The 17199-nt window shown below is 59.5% G+C and carries 18 protein-coding genes; 7 read left to right on the top strand and 11 right to left on the bottom strand.

Translation table 11 applies throughout. From position 1 onward, the window contains the following. Window positions 1–98 precede the first annotated feature (98 nt). From rfbF to LCM24_RS09960, 5 genes are read left to right on the top strand one after another with little or no spacing between them, the layout of a single operon-like run. Entirely contained in the window at window positions 99–866 is a 768-nt protein-coding gene (rfbF, locus tag LCM24_RS09980; RefSeq protein ID WP_224803953.1) for a glucose-1-phosphate cytidylyltransferase, read from the top strand. Further along, a complete protein-coding gene (rfbG, locus tag LCM24_RS09975) occupies window positions 866–1918 on the top strand; it encodes a CDP-glucose 4,6-dehydratase (RefSeq protein WP_224804934.1) in 1053 nt (350 codons plus the stop codon). The genes rfbF and rfbG overlap by 1 nt, the downstream gene beginning before the upstream one ends. Further along, entirely contained in the window at window positions 1879–2472 is a 594-nt protein-coding gene (gene rfbC / locus LCM24_RS09970) for a dTDP-4-dehydrorhamnose 3,5-epimerase (protein ID WP_318247369.1), read from the top strand. The genes rfbG and rfbC overlap by 40 nt, the downstream gene beginning before the upstream one ends. Beyond that, on the top strand, window positions 2472–3698 hold the full coding sequence (locus LCM24_RS09965) for a class I SAM-dependent methyltransferase (RefSeq protein ID WP_224803949.1): 1227 nt from the start codon (window positions 2472–2474) through the stop codon (window positions 3696–3698). The genes rfbC and LCM24_RS09965 overlap by 1 nt, the downstream gene beginning before the upstream one ends. After that, a complete protein-coding gene (locus LCM24_RS09960) occupies window positions 3698–4597 on the top strand; it encodes an NAD-dependent epimerase/dehydratase family protein (RefSeq protein ID WP_224803947.1) in 900 nt (299 codons plus the stop codon). The genes LCM24_RS09965 and LCM24_RS09960 overlap by 1 nt, the downstream gene beginning before the upstream one ends. A gap of 24 nt (window positions 4598–4621) precedes the next feature. Here LCM24_RS09960 and LCM24_RS09955 read toward each other — a convergent pair whose 3' ends face one another. Further along, complete coding sequence (locus tag LCM24_RS09955; protein ID WP_224803945.1) at window positions 4622–6343, bottom strand: hypothetical protein; 1722 nt, start codon at window positions 6341–6343, stop codon at window positions 4622–4624. A gap of 190 nt (window positions 6344–6533) precedes the next feature. Here LCM24_RS09955 and LCM24_RS09950 point away from each other — a divergent pair, with 190 nt between their 5' ends. After that, window positions 6534–8066, top strand: coding sequence for a CpaF family protein (locus tag LCM24_RS09950; RefSeq protein ID WP_224803943.1), 1533 nt, complete (start codon window positions 6534–6536; stop codon window positions 8064–8066). Window positions 8067–8073: 7 nt separating this feature from the next. Here the strand turns inward: LCM24_RS09950 and LCM24_RS09945 are convergent, their stop codons facing one another. Then, window positions 8074–8298: a hypothetical protein gene (locus LCM24_RS09945; protein ID WP_224803941.1), complete on the bottom strand. Its 225-nt coding sequence runs from the start codon at window positions 8296–8298 to the stop codon at window positions 8074–8076. Window positions 8299–8420: 122 nt separating this feature from the next. Here LCM24_RS09945 and LCM24_RS09940 point away from each other — a divergent pair, with 122 nt between their 5' ends. After that, a complete protein-coding gene (locus LCM24_RS09940; protein WP_090482176.1) occupies window positions 8421–8552 on the top strand; it encodes an entericidin A/B family lipoprotein in 132 nt (43 codons plus the stop codon). Between the two features lie 61 nt (window positions 8553–8613). Here the strand turns inward: LCM24_RS09940 and LCM24_RS09935 are convergent, their stop codons facing one another. The 9 genes from LCM24_RS09935 to LCM24_RS09895 form a co-directional block, all read right to left on the bottom strand. Continuing rightward, on the bottom strand, window positions 8614–9207 hold the full coding sequence (locus LCM24_RS09935) for a DUF938 domain-containing protein (RefSeq protein ID WP_224803939.1): 594 nt from the start codon (window positions 9205–9207) through the stop codon (window positions 8614–8616). Between the two features lie 10 nt (window positions 9208–9217). Continuing rightward, on the bottom strand, window positions 9218–10774 hold the full coding sequence (locus tag LCM24_RS09930; RefSeq protein ID WP_224803937.1) for a fatty acid--CoA ligase: 1557 nt from the start codon (window positions 10772–10774) through the stop codon (window positions 9218–9220). A gap of 56 nt (window positions 10775–10830) precedes the next feature. Beyond that, entirely contained in the window at window positions 10831–11271 is a 441-nt protein-coding gene (locus tag LCM24_RS09925; RefSeq protein WP_224803935.1) for an ABA4-like family protein, read from the bottom strand. Window positions 11272–11281: 10 nt separating this feature from the next. Beyond that, the gene (locus LCM24_RS09920; RefSeq protein WP_224803933.1) at window positions 11282–11980 is read right to left on the bottom strand and encodes an NAD(P)H-binding protein; all 699 of its coding nucleotides are present in this window, start codon (window positions 11978–11980) and stop codon (window positions 11282–11284) included. Next, a complete protein-coding gene (locus LCM24_RS09915) occupies window positions 11973–13133 on the bottom strand; it encodes a deoxyguanosinetriphosphate triphosphohydrolase (protein ID WP_224803931.1) in 1161 nt (386 codons plus the stop codon). Before LCM24_RS09915 ends, LCM24_RS09920 begins: the two co-directional genes overlap by 8 nt. Window positions 13134–13245: 112 nt before the next feature. Beyond that, window positions 13246–13941, bottom strand: coding sequence for an aspartate/glutamate racemase family protein (locus LCM24_RS09910; protein WP_224803929.1), 696 nt, complete (start codon window positions 13939–13941; stop codon window positions 13246–13248). 76 nt (window positions 13942–14017) lie between these two features. Next, window positions 14018–14995, bottom strand: coding sequence for an alpha/beta hydrolase (locus LCM24_RS09905; RefSeq protein WP_224803927.1), 978 nt, complete (start codon window positions 14993–14995; stop codon window positions 14018–14020). Next, window positions 14992–15990, bottom strand: coding sequence for an SO2930 family diheme c-type cytochrome (locus LCM24_RS09900; protein WP_224803925.1), 999 nt, complete (start codon window positions 15988–15990; stop codon window positions 14992–14994). The genes LCM24_RS09905 and LCM24_RS09900 overlap by 4 nt, the downstream gene beginning before the upstream one ends. Window positions 15991–15992: 2 nt before the next feature. Then, window positions 15993–17177 carry a parallel beta-helix domain-containing protein gene (locus LCM24_RS09895; RefSeq protein WP_224803923.1) on the bottom strand — a complete coding sequence of 395 codons (1185 nt, stop codon included), beginning with the start codon at window positions 17175–17177 and terminating at the stop codon, window positions 15993–15995. Between the last annotated feature and the right edge of the window lie 22 nt (window positions 17178–17199).

Here is a 17199-nt window from a genome sequence, read left to right as displayed (position 1 = left end):
ATAACCCCCACCACTCAACAATATATTAACCACACTTGCCCCATCCAACGCGTGGAGGTTAGCAGGGACCTGAAAGTGCGGCAACGAGGGATCAGAAAGTGAAAGCAGTCATCCTTGCCGGCGGGTTGGGGACCAGGTTAAGCGAAGAAACCGTCGTCCGCCCAAAGCCTATGGTCGAGATTGGCGGGCGACCGATCCTTTGGCACATCATGCATAGTTACGCTGCGCACGGCATCACAGATTTCATCGTGTGCTGTGGCTACAAGGGCTACATGATCAAGGAGTATTTCGCGAACTACTTCATGCACGTATCCGACGTGACGTTCGATCTTGCACGCAACACCAGTACCATCCATCGAAGAAACGCCGAGCCCTGGAAGGTAACTCTGGTCGACACCGGCGAAGCCACAATGACCGGCGGGCGCCTCAAGCGAGTTCGCGAGTATCTCGACAACAGTTCATTCTGCATGACTTACGGCGACGGCGTGTCCGATGTCGATATCCGCGCAGCCGTGGATTTCCACACTTCGCATGGCAGACTGGCTACCATCACGGCCGTCCAACCGCCGGGACGGTATGGAGCTCTGGTGCTGGAAGGCGACGCAGTACGAAACTTCGAGGAAAAACCCCAAGGGGACGGCGGCTGGATAAACGGAGGATTCTTCGTGCTGGAGCCGACCGTGATCGACAGGATTTCCGGAGATTCCACGGTTTGGGAAGAAGAGCCTTTGACTGGCTTGGCGTCCGACGGAGAATTGATGACGTGGAAGCATCACGGTTTCTGGCAACCGATGGATACTTTGCGCGACAAGATGCAGCTACAACGCATGTGGGATAGTGGTTCCGCACCTTGGAAGCCAGCTTGATGGACCACCGGTTTTGGCAGGATCGCCGCGTCCTCGTAACTGGTCATACCGGCTTCAAAGGGAGTTGGCTGTCCTTGATGCTCGCCAATGCCGGAGCACGAGTAAGCGGTATCGCGCTGGACCCGCCCACCTCACCCTCGTTATTCGAAGTGGCTCGAGTGGCAAGTGTCCTGGAAAATCATCTGATCTGCGACATTCGGGACCTAAGCTCGCTGTCAAAGGCAGTTGAAAAAGCCTCGCCCCAGATCGTCTTTCATCTTGCGGCCCAACCTCTGGTCAGGACATCCTACGATGACCCGGTCGGGACTTTCGCTACGAACGTGGTTGGCCTGGTCAATCTCCTCGATTGCCTGAGGACGGCACCGGAACTTCAGGCCGTACTCAATGTGACTACCGACAAGGTTTATGCAAACGACGAGACCGGCCGGCGCTTTATTGAAAAGGACGCTCTGGGGGGTAAGGACCCCTATTCTGCAAGCAAGGCTTGCGCGGAATTGGTCACCACTAGCTGGCGAAACAGCTTCTTCTCGCAAAGCGGCATCGAATTTGCATCGGCCCGAGCGGGCAATGTAATAGGGGGCGGCGATTGGGCTGTCGACCGGCTGATCCCCGATGCCATGCGCGCATTGGATTGCTCTGAACCGCTCATCATTCGGTCCCCGTCATCCACCCGGCCATGGCAGCATGTCCTGGAACCGCTGGGTGGCTATGTATCTTTGGTCGAGGCAATGGTAAGAGAGCCTACTAGTTACTCCAGAGCCTGGAATTTCGGACCCGCCCTTGGCGATGAACGAACAGTCTCCTGGGTCGCAGATTATATCGCTTCTCGTCATAACGATTTTTCCTGGCGGGCGGGGACTGACTCCGGTCCTCACGAAGCTCAATTACTGGAAATCGATAGTTCCTTGGCAATCGACGAACTGGGTTGGCATCCACGTTGGTCCGTCGAACAAGCCCTTGATCGTACCCTAGAATGGTATGCTGAATATCGAGACCAAGCCGACATGCAGAAGTGCTGCATAAAGCAAATCAGCGACTACGAAATCTCGTGACTGGCATTTCAGCATCGCCAACCGACGTCGAGGGCCTGTGGGTCATTGAGCGGGCTCCCATCGAGGATTCACGGGGCAGTTTCTGTCGGTTATTCGAACCGTCCGTTTTTGAAGAGTGGGGATGGGACGGCCCAGTGCGACAGATTAATCATAGCTGCACCGCTCAGCGCGGCGCTGTAAGAGGCATGCATTTCCAGTTGCCGCCTCATGATGAAACCAAGCTCGTGACCTGTCTGGCGGGCGAGGTTTATGACGTCGCCGTCGATCTCCGTCGTGGCTCACCCACGTTTCTTTCTGTTTTCGGCACACACCTCAGCGCCAACAATCGGAAGAGTTTACTGATCCCCCGCGGATTTGCCCATGGATTTCAAGCGCTTATCGAAAATGTAGAGCTGCTGTATCTTCATGATCGTGACTATGCGCCCACCCACGAAGGCGGCCTTCTGCCGACTGATCCGCGATTGGGCATCGATTGGCCAATCCCGATTAGTCAGATGTCGGAGCGGGATCTGACACACAAGCCAATTGAAGACGACTTCGAAGGTATAGACTGATGAAATGTCGGCATTGCGACGCGCCTCTCACTACCTCGCTTATCGATCTCGGTAGCGCCCCGCCGTCGAACGCATATCTCGATGAAAACGCATTACATAAGCCAGAGGCTTGGTTTCCACTGAGGGTGCTGGTTTGCGATGCGTGCAAGCTCGTACAGACAGAAGATTTCGCAGCTCACGATGCGCTTTTCACTCCCGACTACGCATATTTCAGTTCGTTCTCGTCCGGCTGGCTGAAGCATAGCGAGAAATTCGCCGGAATGATGATCGAGCGATTGGGACTGGATGCAAACTCGCATGTGGTCGAAGTCGCGTCGAACGACGGCTATCTGCTCCAATTCTTCAAAGAGGCCGGGATCCCAAATCTCGGTATCGAGCCAACCAGCAGCACGGCCAGTGCCGCGCGCGCGAAAGGAATTGAAACGCTCGAAAGATTTTTCGGCGTGGATTGCGCCAAGGCTCTGGCGGACGAAGGTCGTTCAGCAGACTTGATGGTGGCCAACAACGTCTTGGCCCATGTGCCCGATATCAACGACTTCGTCGCGGGTTTCTCAATCCTGCTGAAACCGGGCGGCGTTGCCTGTTTCGAGTTTCCGCACCTGCTCCAACTGATCCAGGGACGGCAGTTCGATACCATCTATCATGAGCATTTCTCCTATCTCTCCTTGCTGGCAGTCGAACGGATTTTCGCCGCAAATGGACTGAAGGTTTTCGATGTCGATCAGATCCCCACCCATGGAGGAAGCTTGCGCATCTATGCCTGCCAGGCGGGAGAAAGGGAGCGTGAAGAAACCAGCAATGTAGAGACCCTGCGCTCGCTGGAGAGAGACGCGGGCGTTCATGAGGAGCGCTTTTACTCGAAGCTACAAGGGCAGGCCGAGCAGATAAGAGACGACCTTCTGAGTTTCCTGATTGAAGCCAGGGCCAACGGAAAGAAAGTCGTAGGTTACGGCGCGGCAGCCAAGGGCAATACATTGCTGAACTTTTCCGGTGTGCGGCCCGATCAAGTGCGATACGTAGTCGACCTAAGTCACTCCAAGATCGGAAAATATATGCCAGGCAGCCGCATTCCGATCCTGGAGAAATCGCAACTGAAAATTGACCGGCCCGACTTCATCCTGATCCTTCCATGGAACATCAAGGATGAAGTTGTCGAACAATTGAAAGAGTTCTGCGACTGGGAGGTAAAGTTCATTGTCGCGGTCCCTGAAATGCGGGTTCTGTGATGCGCATCGCGATCACCGGGGCCGGCGGGTTCATCGGTAGTCACGTTACCCAAATAGCCTCCGGATCCGGCAACGAGGTTGTCGCCATCGGCAGGACCAAGATTGATCTGCCGAATGTTCGATTCCAAGAGTGCGACCTCCATGATCACAACACCATGCGTGCGGCGCTGGCTGATCTCGAAGCGGATTTGCTAATTCATCTCGCGTGGTACGCCGAGCCTGGAAAATTCTGGACGGCGCCTGAAAACCTGGATTGCGTGTCGAGCTCGATCGAACTCGTCAGAGCCTTTGTGAAGGCCGGCGGAAAAAGAGTTCTGGTTTCAGGTAGTTGTGCAGAATACGATTGGACTGAGCCATGCCTGGATGAACGCGATACCAACCTGAATCCAAGCACCTTGTACGGCCAGTCCAAGGCATCCCTCTTCCAGATTCTCAGCGCAGCATCGCCGATCCTCGGCTTCGAACTGGCTTGGGGCCGTATATTCTTCCCTTTCGGACCCGGTGATCGACCTGAAAGACTGCTTGGCACCTTGATGACGGCAGCGCGCGAGAACAGACCCGCAGTCTTCTCATCCGGTACACAGGAGCGTGACTTCATGTTCGTTGAGGATGTCGCTTCTGCCCTTTGGGCCTTAGCGACATCCGGCGCTGTCGGACCGGTGAACATCGGATCAGGTACCCCCGTGTCTGTGCGGGAGTTCGTGGAACAGGCCGCCACCCTGGTGAAGGTGCCTCTATCTCTTGAGTTCGGCAAAAAGGCTCTACAGGCGGGAGAGCCGCAGACTCTATTTGCGTCAACCAAGCGCCTCCGAGAGGAGGTCGGCTTCCTGCCGCAATATACTCGCGAAGCGGCCCTTCTTCGTACCTTTGAAAAAGAGGGTCTCGTCAGCCCCTCATAACGCTGGGCCAGGCCAATCTCGCTATCACACCGCCGGATTGCGATAGCATTCTTCAGTCGACAGCCACTCGTAAAGAGCAGCAAAGTCGGACTTGTCGCTGCTCTCTGGATTGATTGCTGGAAGCGACAGATCCTGCTTTCTGAGCGTGGTGATCGTTCCCCGAGCGCAAAGTTCTTCGATGTTCGGCCGCGTGAGATATCTCGGATCGAATACGAGCGGTCGATTTCGTAAGTATGGGTCGTTCCTGACCAGATCTACTGCGAAATCCCCGCCTGTCGTATCCACCAGGACGAAGTCGCTATCCTGCCGACTGATCACATCGGAAGCCTCAGCATAGGGAGTTACGAAATTCTGGGATGATACCATCAGAAATACGATAGCGGGCAACGTCGCCAACGCCATGCCTCTTAGCGGCAGTGCATTTGCTTCGCTGTCGTCGTCCTTCAGCGATGCGTAGCCGTAGGCACACAAGAGCAGGACATTTGGCAGAAGACCATGAAGATAGCGGAATCCCCAGCCATGACCTTGGTAAGGCATTACGAAAAACAGCAGGCCCATGGTGATGAGGAGGCCAGCCAAGAGAGGCAGCGAAATACCGCGATTGGATTTCACGGCTCTACCGCTCAGCAACAGGAGCGGCAGAACGAAAGCCGGCATGAATGAGAAGAAACGTAAGAGATTCCACTCGGTGAATAAGAAGGAAGAAATGGAAGGCATCCGCAAGAGCGGCAAAACTTGATTGCGGAGGAAGTCGAAGAAGGCGGCGCCGCCTCCGCTTGAAGAGGTAGAGCCTTGGATTGCATATCCGCCAACAATCCATGAGTGGTATGAAGTGAATCCGAGGATGGCCGCTCCGTATGTGAGGGCATAAGCAGCAAACAGGTACCATCGCCGATGTAGGAGAAGCGTCAAAATAATAGGCCCCGCGAACAGCGGATGGAATGCAATCTGGTGCAATCCGATCGCCAAAACGCCGACTGCCATCGCTCCTACGTGCGACCATCGGGTGTCTCGCAGAAACAAACTCAGCCAAACCGAACTCGTCGCAAGATGCCCGGTCATCGCATAGCTGGTCATTCCTGTCTGAAGTACCTGCGCAGAGAGGCAATAGCCGCCCAAGACAACCCATTGAGCTGCTGCATTCTCCGGAAAAAGTCTCTTGGCCGCATCACAAATCGCGACCAGCCCAATTCCGGCGAGAAGGGGGTTGAGAAGGGCTGGATCGAAGATGCTCCCGAAACCCGCCCTTAGCATAGCGTTCATAGGCAGGTAGGCGGAGACCCACGCGGCATTATCTTGGATAGGAAGTCGAAAGTGGGGCGCCATGGCGACCACATAGTCACGCCATTGAGGCGCCAGACCGGCCGACAATTCGCCCGATGCGAAAATCTCCGCATCGAACTCGGCCATCAGTTCATCCCGCGTGAGAGGATAGCCGGACAGAACGAGATGGTGTCCAAGGTAACTTACGAGCACGACGAAGAAAGCCGCCAAGGCAATCTCGCGGGGGCGAGGAGGGGATAGGCCGGATAACGGCGCTCCACGAAAGAAAGCCAGCAGTCCCAGGACGACAGCGAAATAGGCAGAGATCCACCGGTCCTGATGAACAAAATAATACCGAGGCAGAGTGTCGGTATCGATCACACTCAAGAGCAGCGTGAAAAAGCCCAACAGGAGCGAGGCCGTGATCAGCGCGCCGTTTGGCCTATTCCGCCAATGTCCCGCGCGGTTCGCTCCTGTGGTCATCCTCTCGGACTATCGATAAGTCGCGAGCTCGAGCAAGTCTCAAGCTTGATCTTTCCGCCGTTTTCCCGGCTGTCCAAATTAGGAAAAAATCAAGGTTTCCGAATTATTCACCACAACCGCAAAGGCGTGATTTGCCATCCTTTCGGCAAAGACAGCGCGTCATATGGATAGTGAGCCTCGGGGGTTTGGCATGAGTGCATTCGGACGCAAGAACGGTGCTGGAGGAATGGGTTCCGGCGCTCGTCCGCAGTTTGGCGTGGCGAAACCGATGCGCGGTGGCGCTGGAGGCGCCAAGCCTGCTGCCGACGATGCTGACGAAGGCGGCGAACAGTTTCCGCCCCTCCCCGAAGAAGGCGCACCTGCCACCGAGGGCGCAGGCAATGATCGCAACAGCGATGCCATGGCCCGCCTCTCCGAGCGCATGAATGCAACCCATTCGAGCGACAGTGAAGTCGGCGGCTTCGAAGCCAGCGTCCACAAGATCAAGGAACAGGTCCTTCCGCGCCTGCTCGAACGCGTCGACCCCGAAGCGGCTGCTACGCTTACCAAGGACGAGCTGTCCGAAGAATTCCGCCCGATCATCATGGAAGTGCTGGCCGAACTGAAGGTCACGCTCAACCGCCGCGAACAATTCGCGCTCGAGAAGGTGCTGGTCGACGAACTGCTCGGCTTCGGTCCGCTCGAGGAGTTGCTGAACGATCCCGACGTGTCCGACATCATGGTCAACGGGCCCGACCAGACCTACATCGAAAAAGGCGGCAAGCTGGTGCTGGCGCCGATCCGTTTCCGTGACGAGGGCCACCTGTTCCAGATCGCCCAGCGCATCGTGAACCAGGTCGGCCGCCGAGTTGACCAGACCACGCCGCTGGCCGACGCCCGCTTGAAGGACGGCTCTCGTGTGAACGTCATCGTGCCGCCGCTTTCGCTGCGCGGCACCGCGATTTCCATTCGTAAGTTCTCGGAAAAGCCGATCACGCTCGACATGCTCCAGGGCTTCGGATCGATGAGCGAGAAGATGTGTACGGCGCTCAAAATTGCTGGCGCCTGCCGCATGAACATTGTCATCTCGGGCGGTACGGGTTCGGGTAAGACGACCATGCTCAACGCCCTGTCGAAGATGATCGACCCGGGCGAGCGCGTGCTCACCATCGAGGACGCCGCCGAACTTCGCCTGCAGCAGCCCCACTGGCTGCCGCTGGAAACGCGTCCGCCGAACCTTGAAGGCCAGGGCGCCATCACCATTGGCGACCTCGTGAAGAACGCCCTGCGTATGCGTCCTGACCGCATCATCCTGGGCGAAATTCGTGGCGCCGAGTGTTTCGACCTTCTCGCCGCCATGAACACGGGCCACGACGGTTCGATGTGTACGCTTCACGCCAACAGCCCGCGCGAATGCCTCGGACGTATGGAAAACATGATCCTGATGGGCGACATCAAGATCCCGAAGGAAGCCATCTCCCGCCAGATCGCGGAATCGGTCGACCTGATCGTGCAGGTGAAGCGTCTTCGCGACGGTTCGCGCCGCACCACCAACATTACCGAGGTGATCGGGATGGAAGGCGACGTGATCGTGACGCAGGAACTGTTCAAGTTCGAGTATCTCGACGAAAGCGAAGATGGCAAGATCATGGGCGAATTCCGCTCCAGCGGCCTGCGCCCCTATACGCTGGAGAAAGCTCGCCAATTCGGCTTCGACCAAGCCTACCTGGAAGCCTGCCTATAATCTTGCTTCAGCCCCGGATCACGCCGGGGATCGATACGACGAGAAGCGCTCCGCCCAATACGGCGAAGGTCAGGAACAGGCCTGTCCAGGGCACCCAGCCGACGTTGTCGATACTGGTCCGCTTGCTACGCCGCCGTTCCATGACAAGCGCGAATATCGCCGCGCAGAGGCACGCTAAGCCCCACAAGGCGACGATCTCCGCTTCGCTCGCGAATGTCAGGAATGCTTTCATGGCGCGCATATGGGCGACGAACTGCCCCGCTCCAAGGGTCGGGCGAAAAGCCGGCTCATTTGGTTCATGGATTTTTCAACTGAAAATTGCCACAAGCATGCTTTCAGGCGAAAGAGGAAGCCATGATCAAGAAACTTATTCTCGCACTCGGGCTCACCACGCTGAGCCTCTCCGCCACTGCCTGCAACACCGTGCAGGGCCTTGGTGAAGACATCTCTTCGGTTGGAAAGGCCGGTGAAGAAGCGATCGATTGATCCTTCCTCTGCTGCCATATCGAACCAATCGCCCGCCGCAAATACGGCGGGCGTTTTCTTATCAGGCCTTGCGATAAACAAGCACGAGATTGTTGGCGGGCATCTCGTGCCTCGCCGAGCGGGATAGCCCATTCTTCCCGGCTAGCGTGTCCAGCCAGCCGACCTGCCGCAGTCCCCATTCAGAATTGCGCTCGCGCAGGCTCTCGTCGAATGCAATGTTCGAAGGAGCGGTGACGGTATCCTCCTCGAAGAACGGCCCATAAAGGATTAACGGGGCGCCGCTTGCCAAGGTCTTTGCAGCGCCTGCGAAAAGACCCACCGTTGCCGCAATGGGGCTGATATGGATCATGTTGACGCACAGGATCGCGTCCACACTATCCATGCACCACACGGGATCGGCCGCGTCCAGCGCGATCGCTCTTTCAAGATTCTGGAGCCCTGCTTCACTGGACCAAGCATCGATAGAGGCCAGAGCTTCGGGATCGATATCACTCGGCTGCCAAACCAGGGTCGTAAAGCGGCGGGCCATGAACAGGGCATGTTCCCCTGACCCGCTGGCAATCTCCAGGACCCGCCCCGTATCCGGAAGCTCCTGACCCAGAACTTGGGCGAGCGCCCCTGAATTGCGCGCGGTGGCCGGGGCGTGACGCTTCATACAGCGCGCCTCAATTGACCTGTCTGTCCCGGCCTTCCCAATACGGTGCGCGCAGATCCTTGCGCAGGATCTTGCCACTCGCGTTTCGCGGCATGACCTCGATGACATCGATGCTCTTTGGCACCTTGAACTTGGCCAGCCGCTCGCTCGTCCAGGCTATGATGTCTGCCTCGTCGACCTGCGTCCCCGGCTTCGGTACCACGCAGGCTTTCACGGCCTCGCCCCAGGTATCGTCGGGGACACCGATCACAGCCACTTCGCCAACGCTGGGGTGGCCGTAAATGGCGCTTTCCACCTGCGCCGGATAGACGTTCTCGCCGCCCGAAATGATCATGTCCTTGATGCGGTCCTGGATGAACACATAGCCGTCCTCGTCCATATAGGCGGCGTCGCCCGTGTGCATCCAGCCGTCCTTGAGCGAGCTTTCCGTCGCGTCCGGCAGGTTCCAGTAACAAGCCATGTTGGACGGGCTCTTGCAGATGAGTTCTCCGACCTCCCCGCGCGGCAGTTCTTCGCCGTCTTCGCCGATGACCTTGAGTTCGACGCCCGCCACCGCCTTGCCGCATGATTTCATGCGCTCGTTGCCTTCTAGGGAGTGATCCTCCGGCGGCAGCGCGGCGATGGTGCCGGTGGTCTCCGTCATGCCATAGCATTGGAGGAAACCGGCCTCGGGGATGGTGCGGACTGCCTCGCGCAGAAGGTCGAGCGGGATCGGGGCCGCACCGTAAAGCACATATTTGACAGCCGACATGTCGGTCGTCTTGGCGCGCGGATGCTGGACGACCATCTGCAAGGCAGCCGGAACGATGAAGAGGCGGGTGATGCCCTGTTCGAACCCGTCGAGAACGCCATCGGGCGTGAATTCGGCCTGCACGATAGAGCGGATACCCGCCCCCATCGCCATGACGCCGAGTCCCGTGCCGCCGATATGAGCGCAAGGCATGCAGACCAGGATGGCTTCGTCCTCATCGAACAGGGACCACGGCTGGCCTTCTTCCTGGCTGGGAATGCGAAGCGAGAACAGGTTGCGATTGGTGAGCACCGCGCCCTTTGGGTTACCGGTCGTGCCCGAGGTGTAAAGCTGCAGCACGGCATCGTCCGGTCCCGCCGGATCGAATTGGGCTTCTTCCGTCTGGTCGATGGCGGCGATCGCATCCGTTTGACCGATAACTTCAGGCTTTTCGGTCAGTTCGGATACCGCCTTGGCGGCCATGTCCTCGAACCGCTCGCCCAAGAAAAGGATTTTCGCTCCTGTGTCCTGAAGGATGTAGGCGACCTCCGGAGCGGCAAGGCGCCAGCCGATCGGCACCATCACAGCACCCATTCGCGCAGCGGAATAGAACAGTTCGAAGTAATGGCGCGCATTCTTGCCGAGCCAGGCGATCCGATCGCCCTTCTTCACCCCGTGGTGTTTCAGCATCCCCACGATCTTGCGACTGCGCCGCTCGAATTCGGAGTAGGTGATAGCGTCATCGCCCTCTTCCAGCACAACCGTGTCAGGTCGTTCACTGGCCCAGTGCGTAATGAATTCGTCGAAAGTAAGCTTCTGTTCGCCGGTTCCGGTCATCGCCATTGTCTCCCTCGCCAGCCATCATGCCATGCATGGTGCGGGGAGCAAGGGTCCTATTGCCAGCGGCCTCCGGCACGGGCACGCCTTTCCCTGATCAAGAGCCACAGGACGAGGCCGAGCGGACCCGCCATCAATGTGGCGAAAAGGATCGGGGCTTGGACCAGCCGTGAAAAGTCCTTCGCGTCGGCATCGCGGGCGATCCAGAGCCCCACGAAGAGATCGAACGCAAGATAGTGGATCCAGCCGATGGTGACACCGGCGTCGCTTGAGAAAATCTGGCGCACGCCCTCGATCGACGAGAAATTACCACCCTCGCCACCCGGCACGATGCCAGCCACTACGGCGATCAGGAAGACTGCGTAGGCTGCGCTCAACAGCCCCACGCCCAGATAGAGGATAGCCGCAAGCAGAGCTGGCCAGCGCGGCAGGAACACCAGCGCCACCCACATCAGCAAGGCCAATGCGTTGGCTATCGAGAAAACGGTGTCCCACATCTTCGCTCTCCTAGTCGGTAATCAATTGCGGCAGGCGTTTGGCCGCCCGCACGATCCCGTCGTTGTCGTGCACGAAGCGCCCCCTCGCCGCACTTTTCGCCAGAGCTATGGCAGCCTGCGCCACGGTCTTGGCCTCGATCGCACGATACTGGCGGTACTTGCCGTGAAGGAGGAGGTTGGCGACAGGCGCGGCAGCAATACCAATGCGCTCACCAATCCTGCGGTCATTCTCTCGCTTTCCGCGCAGCAGGCCGGGTCGAAGGATATCCAGGCGATTGAAACGCAGCTTCGTCAGTTCGCGCTCGGTTTCACCCTTCACCCGAAGGTAGAAGTTTTTCGAGGCCGTATCCGCGCCGATCGAGCTGACTGCGACAAAGCGGTCTACGCCCTGCTCCTTGGCTGCGCGCGCGGTATCCAACACAAGGTGCTGGTCCACCGCACGAAAGGCCTCCTCGTCTTCTCCTGCTTTCTTCCAGGTCGTGCCGAGTGCGCAAATCACCGCCTTGGGGCGAAGCGCCTCCAGAACCTCGCCCCACTTGGCCGGTTCGGCAACAAACAGCTCCATGCGAATACCCCGCGGCAGCTTCGCCTCGCGTCGGGCAATCGCGGAAAGCCGCACGTCCTCGCGGCCGATACACTCTTCCATCACCTTGCCGCCGATGAGGCCGGTTGCGCCGATCACGCAAAGGCGCAGTGCATCGTCAGACATTGGAGAGCCCCTGCGGAACGCGCCCGTAGATTTTTGCGCACTGCTCGATTGCGAAACGATCGGTCATTCCAGCAATGAAATCGGCGATGTGACGGCTCTTTTCAGGCTCGGAATCAGGCAGGCGTTCCAGCCAGTCGTCGGGCATGGTGGTCGGATCCTGCTGATAAGCAACGAAGAGCCGGGCAATGACGTCGCGCGCCCTTTCTGCGGTCTGCAACTGCTCGGGATGGTAGTAGAGGCGCTGGTACATGAATTTCTTCAAGGCGCGCTCCTGATCCGCCATGCCGGGCGAAAACCCCGCGAGCTGCTTGCCCGCTTCGCGCACCTGACTCACGCTGTCGAGCCCGGCGATGTTCTCGCGAGTATGGTCGAGCACGTCATTCACCATCAGGCCGATCTGGCTACGCACCAGTTCGCGAAGCTGCTTGTCGCGCGAGATATGTGGGAAACGCTTCTCGACCGCCCGGAACTGGTCGGCGAGCAAGTCGATTTCCATCAGGTCGTCGAGCGAGAGGAAACCCGCGCGCAGCCCGTCGTCGATGTCGTGATTGTCATAGGCGATGTCGTCCGCGACAGCAGCCACCTGCGCCTCCAGCGAAGGCCATTGGCCGAGCTCGAGCGGATAGGCGGCATCGATCTCTCTCAAGGCCCAATTCGCTGCCGAAACGGGGCCGTTGTGCTTGGCGAGACCTTCCAGCGTTTCCCAGGTCAGGTTCATCCCCGGGTGATCGGGGTAATTGCTTTCCAGCCGTGCCAGCGTCCGGATGCCCTGGGCATTGTGGTCATAGCCGCCTGCGTGAACCATCGCCTCTTCAAGCGCCGTCTCGCCAGCGTGTCCGAAGGGCGGATGACCGATGTCGTGTCCCAAGCAGAGCGCTTCGGTCAGATCCTCGTCCAGGCCAAGCTCGCGAGCGATGACGCGGCCGATCTGGGCGACTTCGATACTGTGTGTGAGGCGGGTTCGATAATGGTCCCCGTCGGGCGCCACGAAGACCTGCGTCTTGGAACGCAGTCGGCGAAAGGCGATCGAATGGACGATCCGGTCGCGATCGCGCTGGAACTCGCTGCGCGGACCGCGGGTCCCGTCGCGGTCTTCGGAAAATTCGCGTCCGCGCGAAGCAGCAGGATCGGCAGCGTAAGGAGCTCTGTTCATGGAGCGCCAAGGCTTAGGTCAGCGGATTCAACGGGACAACGTGAACGAAATGGGAACCTGACCGCTTATCGGCGAAAAGCGACGCTGCGTGCCAAAAAACCGGCGGCGCCGGTCAATCGTCGGCGAGCATCCATTCCGCTGCGGCGCGGCAGTGAATGTCGGTGGAATCGAAGACCGGGAGCACGTTTGCATCCGTGTCGACCACCAGTTCCAGCTCGGTGCAGGCAAGCACGATGGCTTTTGCACCTTCCTTGTCCTTGTTGGTGATGATCGTTTTCAGTGCCCGCTCGGCAGAGCGCGTCACGCGGCCGAGCATCAGTTCCTTGTAGATGATGCCGTCGACCAGCTCGACATCGCCCGGATCGGGCGGCAGCAGGTCGACGCCATGCGCGACGAGGCGCTGGCGGTAGAAGCTTTCGGTCATGACAAAACGCGTGCCGAGCAGCGCGGCGTTGTCGCATTTCGCCTTCTTCATCGCTTCGCCCACGCTGTCGGCGATATGCAGGACGGGGATGGAGAGGCCCTCTGCCACGCGGTCATAGACCTTGTGCATCGTATTGGCCGCGATGATGATCCCCTCAGCCCCCGCACTCTCGAGGCGGCGGCCACTTTCCACCAGCAAGGAAGCGACTGCATCCCAGTCATCGTCCTGCTTGGCCTTGGCGATCAGCGAATAATCCAGGCTTTCGATCAAGAGCGGCGCGCTCGACATGAAATTGGAGCGGCGCTGGATTTCCTTGTTGATACGTTCGTAATAGGCGCGGGTCGAAACCCAGCTCATGCCCCCGATGAGACCCAATTTGCGCAAGAACGCGCTCCTTCCCGTTACCCTGTTAGCACCGCATGATGCGACTTGTGTTTCAACGCCCTAGAACGGGCGTCGGCTATAGCAGTTCCTCAGTTTCCATTTCCTGGGCCGAGCGAATTTCCGCCAGCCAGCCGGTCAGATCGGCAGCGCTGCGCTCCGCGGTCTCTTCCATGGGGATATGGCCGATACCGTCATAGGCGACGAGCGTGGCGTTCGGGATATGGCGCGCATACCATTCGCCGCCCTCGAAGGGCACCAGCGCATCTTCCTTCCCCCACATGACCAGCGTCGGGACCGTCATTGCTGCGGCCTGCTGAGCGGTGAAGCCCTCGCGCGGGGTGCCGAAGCGTTTGCGCGTGGCAGCCCGATTGCCGGGATAGCGCGCCATTTCCCAATAGCGGTCGATCGCCGCATCGGTGACGACGGCCTGGTTCGAGACACTTTGCGAAAGACTTTTCGCAACGAGGGAGCGCGGGAGCATCTGGCTGAGCCCGTTTCCGACCACGGGCATCGAAGCGAGCTTGAAGGCGAAATTGCCCGAGCCTTCACGTTCGATCGGTGCGCCCGACGCATCGACCAGCACGAGTCCGTCGAGCCGTTCCGGGTTTTCGAGCGCATAGGCCATCGCGATCCAGCCGCCCATCGAGTTCCCCGCCAAGGTGAAAGTGTCGAGAGACAGCGCGTCAGCAACCGCATCGACGTCCGAAACGAATGCCTCGCGGGTGTATTCCGCATCGGGGGCGGCGCCTGTCAGTCCGTGGCCGCGCTGGTCGTACCGCACCACACGGTAGTCTTCCCGGAGAATTTCGGCCCAGGGCTGCCACGTATGCAGATCGGCGTTCGAGCCATGCAGGAGCATGATCACGGGCGCATCGCGCGGCCCCTCGTCGCGCAGATGGATCTCGCGTCCGTCGGCAAGCGTCACAGCCTGCGATGGTGCCGCGCCATATTTGGCCCACATCTCGTCACGATCGGTGTCCGGCGTGCGCAGAAACAGGAAAGCTACCAGCCCGATTACGAGAATAGCGGCGAAAATACGGAACACCCACTTCACTGCGGCATCTCCTCGATCCAGCGGCGCACGGCATCGGCGCCCTCACGGTCAATGGTCGCCTTGCCAAGCTCCGGCATGGCCACCCCCGGCTCGTTGCTCAGCATGCGGTGGAGCAGGATGGATTCCTGCGGCTTGCCCGGCACGACGTCGAAGAGCAGACCCCCGGCTCCTCGCCCCGCGGCAACCGGTCGTTTCATGACGCCGATCGCATGGGGATCGTCCTGCTCCCAGCGAAGGTCCAGCCCACTGTTCGACGCAGTCGCACCCGGACGGTGGCAATGGGCGCAATTCACATCGAGGAATGCGCGCGCCACGGCATTCGTGCCGGCCTGCGAACGGTCTTCCCACACAGGAAGCGTGTCCGCGTCCTGCGGAACGGCTCCGATGTTGGCCTCAAGCCATTCGCGCGAAAGATTGCGCGCCTTGGGGCCGATCGGGACGACCGCATCGTCAAGCCCGTGGCACTCCTTGCACTGGTTCTTGTTGGGCACGCGGTAACTGATTTTTTCGCCTTCGGGCGTCGCGACCGGGACGCGCGCACCGGCAATAGCCAGGCGGGCCTGCGTCTGTTCCTCGTTCCAGACATAAGGAAGCGCGAGCCAGCCATCGGCGCGGTGCAGCAGGACGCGGGTTTCGATCAGTCGGCGCTTCTCACCTTCGCCGAATGCGAAGGTCTTGATCAGGGCGGTGCCGACCGGGAAGTCGATCAGCCCTTCCCCGTCCGCCTGCATCTTGGTGCCCTGCGGCACGTAGACGAAGCGAAGCTTTTCCGCTCCGTCCGAATAGAGCGGTGTATTCAGGCGATAGGGGATCACGCCGAGCGTCGGTATCTGCGCATCCGCATGTATGAAGAAGCCGAATTCCTCCAAGGTTCGCGGCAATGCCTTGCCCTGGATTGCCGCATCGGAGACTTCAGGCGCCATCCTGCGCGCTTCGACTGCCGCGGCAGAGGCGAAGGCGAGCAATGCGCAGAAAAAGACGCCGAGGTGCTTCATGATTACAGGCGGGCGTCCAGTTCCGCAGGTGCACCGATGCCGCTGCGATCGAAGCTATCTGCAGGCGCATCGACCGCCATCAAGCCAGGCTGCGCACCGCCCAGCCCCTTACCCGCTTCGGGCAAGTTGAGGCTCCAGCCCATGGTTCCCTCTGCGGCAGAGAGCGAGCCAAGGCCGTCCCACAGCACGGGCGGCAATTCGCCGCCGAATGCCGCAAGCAGCATCTCGGCACCGTCGAGTTGCGGATCGTAACCGCCGCCATCGAATTGGTTCGGCCCGACCACCACTTCGCGCGGCAGGGGATTGTAGTGATCGTCGTCGTAAGGCTGCGTGTAGGCGATCACCATGACAGGTGCGGTCGGGTTGCCCGACAGGATATTGTCCTCGATCAGAACGTTCTCGTTCGCCATCACCATGATGCCGGTCCCTCGCCGAACACCTGCCACGATATTGCCGGGAGGCGCGAAATTCGGCGTGTCGTTCGCCACCACGAGGTTGTTTGCAACGATTACATTGCCGCCGCCCATCACCGGCAGGTTGGGAAGGTCGAAGACGAGGATGCCACCCGTATTCCGGGTAGCAATATTGTGTTCGACCAGAGCGTTGCGGCTGTTCTCGATCTCGATCCCCGCCACATTCGCTTCGGCGATCGAGTTGCGCACGGTGATCCGATTGGACTGGCCGACGTATATGCCGGCATCGCTTGCCCCGGTGACCTTGACGCCATCGACCAGCACGCCGGTACTCTCGACCGGATAGATGCCATAGGCTCCGTTCTCGGCATGGGGACCGCGGGTCCAGGTAACGCGGACACGGTGATAGACGATATTGTCGGCGCCCTTCGACTTCACGCCGTCGCCCTTTGGGTTCTCCAGGGCAAAGTCACGCATGGTGACATTGTCGGAGGTGACGAGAAGTCCCTCGCCCGCGCCCTGTTGCCCGGTGAAATCCAGCACCGTCCCGTCCATCCCCGCACCGCGCAAGGTCACGCCGTCTACGTCGAGGCTAAGGCCGTCGCTCATCGCATATCGCCCTGCTTCAAGGACGATCTCGTCGCCGGGCTGGGCAAGGATCAACGCCTCCTGCAAGCGCTCCTGCGCGCCTTCTCCCGGCGAAATCGTGTGGGTTTCGGCCAGCAGCGGAGTGGTGCTTGCGAGCAGCGTCGCGGCGAATGCGGTGCGGATCATATGTGTCTCCCTCTCGCGCCAC

It is taken from the genome of Qipengyuania aquimaris (assembly GCF_020171965.1).
Lineage (GTDB): Bacteria > Pseudomonadota > Alphaproteobacteria > Sphingomonadales > Sphingomonadaceae > Qipengyuania > Qipengyuania aquimaris_A.
This window is presented reverse-complemented; position numbering and strand designations above follow the sequence as displayed.

Coding starts and splice junctions, on each gene's coding strand:
- LCM24_RS09925 (WP_224803935.1), bottom strand. CDS start 11,271: ATGTGGGACACCGTTTTCTCGATAGCCAACGCATTGGCCTTGCTGATG.
- LCM24_RS09955 (WP_224803945.1), bottom strand. CDS start 6,343: ATGACCACAGGAGCGAACCGCGCGGGACATTGGCGGAATAGGCCAAAC.
- LCM24_RS09950 (WP_224803943.1), top strand. CDS start 6,534: ATGAGTGCATTCGGACGCAAGAACGGTGCTGGAGGAATGGGTTCCGGC.
- LCM24_RS09935 (WP_224803939.1), bottom strand. CDS start 9,207: ATGAAGCGTCACGCCCCGGCCACCGCGCGCAATTCAGGGGCGCTCGCC.
- LCM24_RS09940 (WP_090482176.1), top strand. CDS start 8,421: ATGATCAAGAAACTTATTCTCGCACTCGGGCTCACCACGCTGAGCCTC.
- LCM24_RS09895 (WP_224803923.1), bottom strand. CDS start 17,177: ATGATCCGCACCGCATTCGCCGCGACGCTGCTCGCAAGCACCACTCCG.
- LCM24_RS09920 (WP_224803933.1), bottom strand. CDS start 11,980: ATGTCTGACGATGCACTGCGCCTTTGCGTGATCGGCGCAACCGGCCTC.
- LCM24_RS09945 (WP_224803941.1), bottom strand. CDS start 8,298: ATGAAAGCATTCCTGACATTCGCGAGCGAAGCGGAGATCGTCGCCTTG.
- LCM24_RS09915 (WP_224803931.1), bottom strand. CDS start 13,133: ATGAACAGAGCTCCTTACGCTGCCGATCCTGCTGCTTCGCGCGGACGC.
- LCM24_RS09930 (WP_224803937.1), bottom strand. CDS start 10,774: ATGACCGGAACCGGCGAACAGAAGCTTACTTTCGACGAATTCATTACG.
- LCM24_RS09965 (WP_224803949.1), top strand. CDS start 2,472: ATGAAATGTCGGCATTGCGACGCGCCTCTCACTACCTCGCTTATCGAT.
- LCM24_RS09960 (WP_224803947.1), top strand. CDS start 3,698: ATGCGCATCGCGATCACCGGGGCCGGCGGGTTCATCGGTAGTCACGTT.
- rfbG (WP_224804934.1), top strand. CDS start 866: ATGGACCACCGGTTTTGGCAGGATCGCCGCGTCCTCGTAACTGGTCAT.
- LCM24_RS09900 (WP_224803925.1), bottom strand. CDS start 15,990: ATGAAGCACCTCGGCGTCTTTTTCTGCGCATTGCTCGCCTTCGCCTCT.